Source organism: Clostridioides sp. ZZV14-6345 (assembly GCF_020657775.1).
Taxonomy (GTDB): domain Bacteria; phylum Bacillota; class Clostridia; order Peptostreptococcales; family Peptostreptococcaceae; genus Clostridioides; species Clostridioides difficile_D.
Window position 1 is genome coordinate 1 of the sequence record NZ_JAGWCX010000115.1, and the last position, 5,244, is coordinate 5,244.

The window sequence follows — 5,244 nt, forward strand, 5'->3', positions numbered from 1 at the left end:
TGTTTTTCCTTCTACATTGAAATTAGTTAGATAGCCTTTTTTGCTATTTCCTATAGTGTATTCTCCTGTATCAGTAGAACATTTTAAATTTTCAGCTTCAGTTAAATTTTCTATTTCTAAAATACTTTTTTTATTGTTGTCTGAATCTGTAAACAGCGTATCTAACGCTTGTTTAGAGTTTTCAATATCTTCTTTGCTAGTATTTGTATAATTTATATCTTCCGCATTTGCAACAATTCTTAAGCCTTCTATATCACTTACATTATGTTTATGTTCTTTACTTGCTTTCTTAATAAGTTCTAAATTAATATCAGTTATTTTACCATTCAATAGTTCAGTATTATTCTCTATTGTAGTCTCTATAGTTTTTTTTACATTATCAAAGTCATAATTAAGCCTTTCCTTTAGAGAAGACTTTATACTTCCATCTGTGGTTTCTCTAGCATTTATAACTTCTCCCCTGACATCTAATTCAACTAAACCAGCGAATTTATCATCTAATTCATTAATTTTATCTGTTATGGTAGTTTCCATATTTGTTTTAGCTGTATTCACTTCAACTATTTTATTATCAACATCAACTACTTTATCATCTACTTTCTTCTGCATATTAGCTATAGATGTTTGCCTAGTTTCTTCATTGCTTTTTCTTACTTTCTCATTTTCTCCTCTTTGAGTTTCTGATTCTTGCCTATCTACTTCATTAGTAGCTCTAGATTCTTCACTATTATTTCTTATTTCCTCACTTGCTTTTCTAGTATTTTCATTTGATTCTCTAGTTTCTTCGCTAGTTTTTCTTATTTCCTCATTTGATTCTCTAACAATCTCATTGTCTTCTCTAGTTTCCTCATTAGTATTTCTAGTTTCTTCATTTGACTCTCTAGCTATTTCATTTATTTTTCTTATTTCTTCATTGGATTCTCTTGTTGTTTCACTTGTCTTTCTTATTTCTTCATTAGCTTCTCTTGTTGTTTCACTTGTTTTTCTTGTTTCTTCATTAGTTTCTCTTGTAACTTCTTGTGTTTTTCTTACTTCTTCACTCTCACATCTTTCAACTTCACTATCTTTTCTCTGATTTTCGCTTTCAATTCTTACATTCTCATTGCCAATTCTAACATTTTCAGAACTTATTCTAATTTCTTCATTAGATTTTCTTACATTTTCATTTTCTTGTCTTTCTTCTTCATAACTTAATACATTTAATATATCTTTTATTATATCCCAACTAGGCTCATCCTCTATTGCATTTCTATTTATACTTTTTTCAACTTTTATTATTGTAGAAAATGTAGTAACTACCTTATCATCTTTGTATAAAGTTATCTCAGAAATAATATCTCCTTCTTCTGAAAGCTCTATATGACTTAATTCAGTATAAACAGTTGAACCCTCTATAGTACAAATTTTTTGAGTAATTCTTCCACTTGGTAAATTAAAAAATGCTAATGCTGTATATCCAGTTAAATCAACATCTATAGAATCTTGTACTATTCTCATGTTATAAGATACATTATTATCATTTTGCTTATATCTTGCTATTTGATACATCTTTGTGTTGATGTCTACAATATAAATTCTATCTCTCAATTTATATCACCTGCTTTCTAATAATTCTATTCGTTTTGTAAGTTCTTCTATTTTTTTACTTGTTATATCTTTATAATTTTCAAAATTTGATATAGTTTTTTGTAAAGATAGTTGTAATACTGCTAAGTGAGATGTTATATCTTGTGCATAGACACCTTCACCAGCCTCATCTGACACATCTTTAAAAATATACTTAGAAATAGGATTATCTAAAGAGGAATCTATATTAAGCTGTAGTCTATGTTCAACATTGTTATTTCTCATAGATTTTAAATTATATGGTGTAAATACATCAGATTGTACTGAACTACTTTTAACAAAATCTATACAGTTATTTGAAATTTCTTCATTAAATGTACTCTTCATCATTCGAGTAGATGTAGCTGCTGTTCTTGCTAGTTGATTTAAATTATTACATACTAAATAATCCCAAGCTTTCCTATTTGAACCACAATTATACCAACCATCTATTTGAGGATTTATATGTTGTGTATTCAAACCTGTATTAATGTAACTTTTTTCATCTTGATAACCAAATTCAAATACTTCCTCTCCATCAAGATAACCGCTAATTACATCATCAGAAACATATATATATGAATAATCATTATATTTCATACGCATTGCTTTTCCTATACCTACTCCAAACTGAGCAGTAGCATCTAAAGCACATTTTGCACCATTCCCCTCAAATAGTAATATGAATGGGTTTGATGAACTAGCACCTATTCTGTCACATAAAATAGTACCTGTGTCTATATAATCAGCATTTATATATAATCTACTTCCACTTAAATATATTCCACAATTTCGATTCCCTGTTAATGCATCAAATACTGCTTTTTGGTCACTAGTTAAAACACTTTCATAGTTATTTTTATCACCTATAGATAACTCATTAGCTCTTATATTCACTTTTCCATTACTATCTACTTGTAACGTTGTATATCCATCATTATCTCTGACAGTTAAATTTCTACCATTTATAAATTGACCTTCTAAAGTACCAGTTTTTATATAACTAGCATTTAGATATAATTCATTCCCAACCATATAGAGTCCCTTTGCAAGACCATTGTTAGTTAGTTTATTAAATATCTCAAGTTGAGTTATATTGTCTATTTCTCCACCAATAATAGATTCCAGTGACTTCCCTTTTAATGTAAAGGTAGTTGCTCCTATATGAACATTTCCAAAACTATCTATATTTAAAGTTGTTTCGCTATTTCCATCAACTACAACTAAATTCTTTGCTTCAATATACTGACCTTTTACTTTTCCTACATTTATCTTATCTGCATCTAAATCTCTTATAACTGCATGACCTATAGCTGCTTCTTCAAAATATTCAGCAGCATCACTTAATTTTCTAGTTGTTGCACTAACTTCATTTGAAAATTCATTATAGTTATCATGTGTATTTCCTGCCCTTACTCTATAATACCAAGTCTGCATAGGCTTAACTTCATGGAGTAATGAACTTGCTTGACCTACATATATCCTATTTGTGTATCCTATAGTATCTGGTTCAAATCCTTTTATTTGAGATGCATATACTTCATAGTTATAATATAACTTATTATCAAAAGTCCAATCTAACTGAATCATACTCCATAACCCTAATGCTGTGACATTTGAAGGCTCTGGAAGTGTATCTGGAAAATTATCACTTTCAATTACAATATTATCTACATTGTTTTGAACCTTATCTATTTTTTCTTCTAAATCATCTATTCTTTCGTCTTTAAAATGATTTACTAAGTCACCAATTTCAACCGAATTGTATTTCTTTAATACTGGATTATATTCAGTTTTTACTACCCTTGCAGTAGCATTTATACCTAAGTTATAATCTCTAACTATTATTTCATCATCCATACTGACAGTCTCAAGCATCTTATAGTTTTTATAATCTTCTGTAGTTGATAAGTCTACAAATTCAACTTTATAAGTAACTTTAGGTAAATCAACATTATTTTCAGTAAAATAATCTTTACATTTATTCCTTAAGCTTTCTTCATTCTTCACATCATCATCTGAAAAATCAATTGCAACAATTCTTTGAGTTGGATAATTATTTATATACTTGCTTTCTATATATTTTTCTGATAGTGTAATTTTTTTATTTTTACCACTTTTTTTAGTTGCATATGGATATATCTTAGTTATAACTTCTTGTGTATCATAAGTAGCTGTTAAACCTATTATATTCTTCCTATATGCTAGTAATACATTGTTACTTTCTCCAATATTATTTAATAAACTTATATTAAAATTATCTCTTTTTAGTTTAGACTTATTATTAAACAATTCTTGTATGTCAGATATAGCATTATGCGGGCTTACACAAGATATTGAAAAGTCTTTATTTCCTGTTATATCTGAATATCCTACAAATCTATTTTCTTCAGTACATGACCTAAATATTTGATTAAGAGCTTCTTCACAAGTAACATTTTTAAGTTCTAAGTTTTCTATAAAATTATTTAATAAATCATAACTAATGTGTTCTGCTTTAACTAATATTTTTCCATCAAGTTCCTTAGAAATATAGTAAATCCTAAATAATTGATTTTTAAGCCTTGGAGAAGCATCAGCCATAACTATTTTATTATAATCAATTTCATCAAATAAAAAAGAGCCCACATAATATGTAAACTCTAACTCAAATAGTCCATTTAATTCTTCTGTAACTTTTGTTTCAACTGCATCTTTTAGAATCCCCAAACCATTATTTTTAAAATTTGTTTCATTTGCTGTATATAATCTAAGCAATCTATAACACCACCCATCTAGGTTCTATCTCTATTTTTTCTACATCTCCAGTGTATGTTATTATATTTTCACCATGTTCAAATGTTGGAAAATCTCCAAACATTCTACTATTCTCATTAACTATATCATTTGTATGAATATCTACCTTATAAGCATTCATAAGTTCACAATCAATATATATATGTCCCTGAACTTCTGTAAGTTCTATTATTTCATTATTTATTTTTAATTCTATATCACCATTTCCAAATACTTTTATAAGAGGATACGAAGCCATTCCAGTATTTATTAACTTAGAATTTGATTCATTTATTGTAATTAAATTACTAATTAGCTGTTTTTTGAGTGGTTTACATTCAAATGTAATCTTAAAATATCCTAAATCCTTTATAACTTCTTCTAAATCAAGTTTATTAATACAAACTGCTTCTCTATAATAGTTTGGGTCACTACTTATAATAAGATTTTTATATGAAAAATCTGTTTGTAACCACATCTTTATTTCAGATGCTAGCATGTTAATATCTTTACCATCTACATCTATATAACATTCTATTTCAAGATTAAAATTACTATAACAACCTTCATCTAAAATAAGACTGCCATTCCTTCCTGGAATCTCTATTCTTTCAAATCTCCGTTCTGGTGATGCAAGTTCATTAATATCTGTAATTACAATACCAAAATCTCTACTATTTATCTCACCATATTGAAAAGAAACTAGTTCATTTTCACTGACACAGTATTGTAAAGCCAAATTATCACCTCCTAATACATAAAAAAAAGATGCTTCAAATTTTTCTTTTGATACATCCTTTTCTATTTACTTTGCATATTTTTATCAAGATATGATATAATAAAAGCAAGAAGAACTACAATCTA

Annotated in this window: 3 protein-coding genes; all 3 read right to left on the reverse strand. The window is 27.6% G+C overall.

Annotated elements, in window-relative coordinates; all coding sequences use genetic code 11:
• Positions 1-1,587 (reverse strand): hypothetical protein (locus KGF39_RS18810; RefSeq protein ID WP_227823483.1); only part of this gene is annotated, 1,587 nt, incomplete at its 3' end.
• Positions 1,588-1,593: 6 nt separating this feature from the next.
• Positions 1,594-4,362: a phage tail spike protein gene (locus KGF39_RS18815; protein ID WP_227823484.1), complete on the reverse strand. Its 2,769-nt coding sequence runs from the start codon at positions 4,360-4,362 to the stop codon at positions 1,594-1,596.
• Between the two features lies 1 nt (position 4,363).
• Entirely contained in the window at positions 4,364-5,119 is a 756-nt protein-coding gene (locus tag KGF39_RS18820) for a distal tail protein Dit (RefSeq protein ID WP_227823485.1), read from the reverse strand.
• Positions 5,120-5,244: the final 125 nt, after the last annotated feature.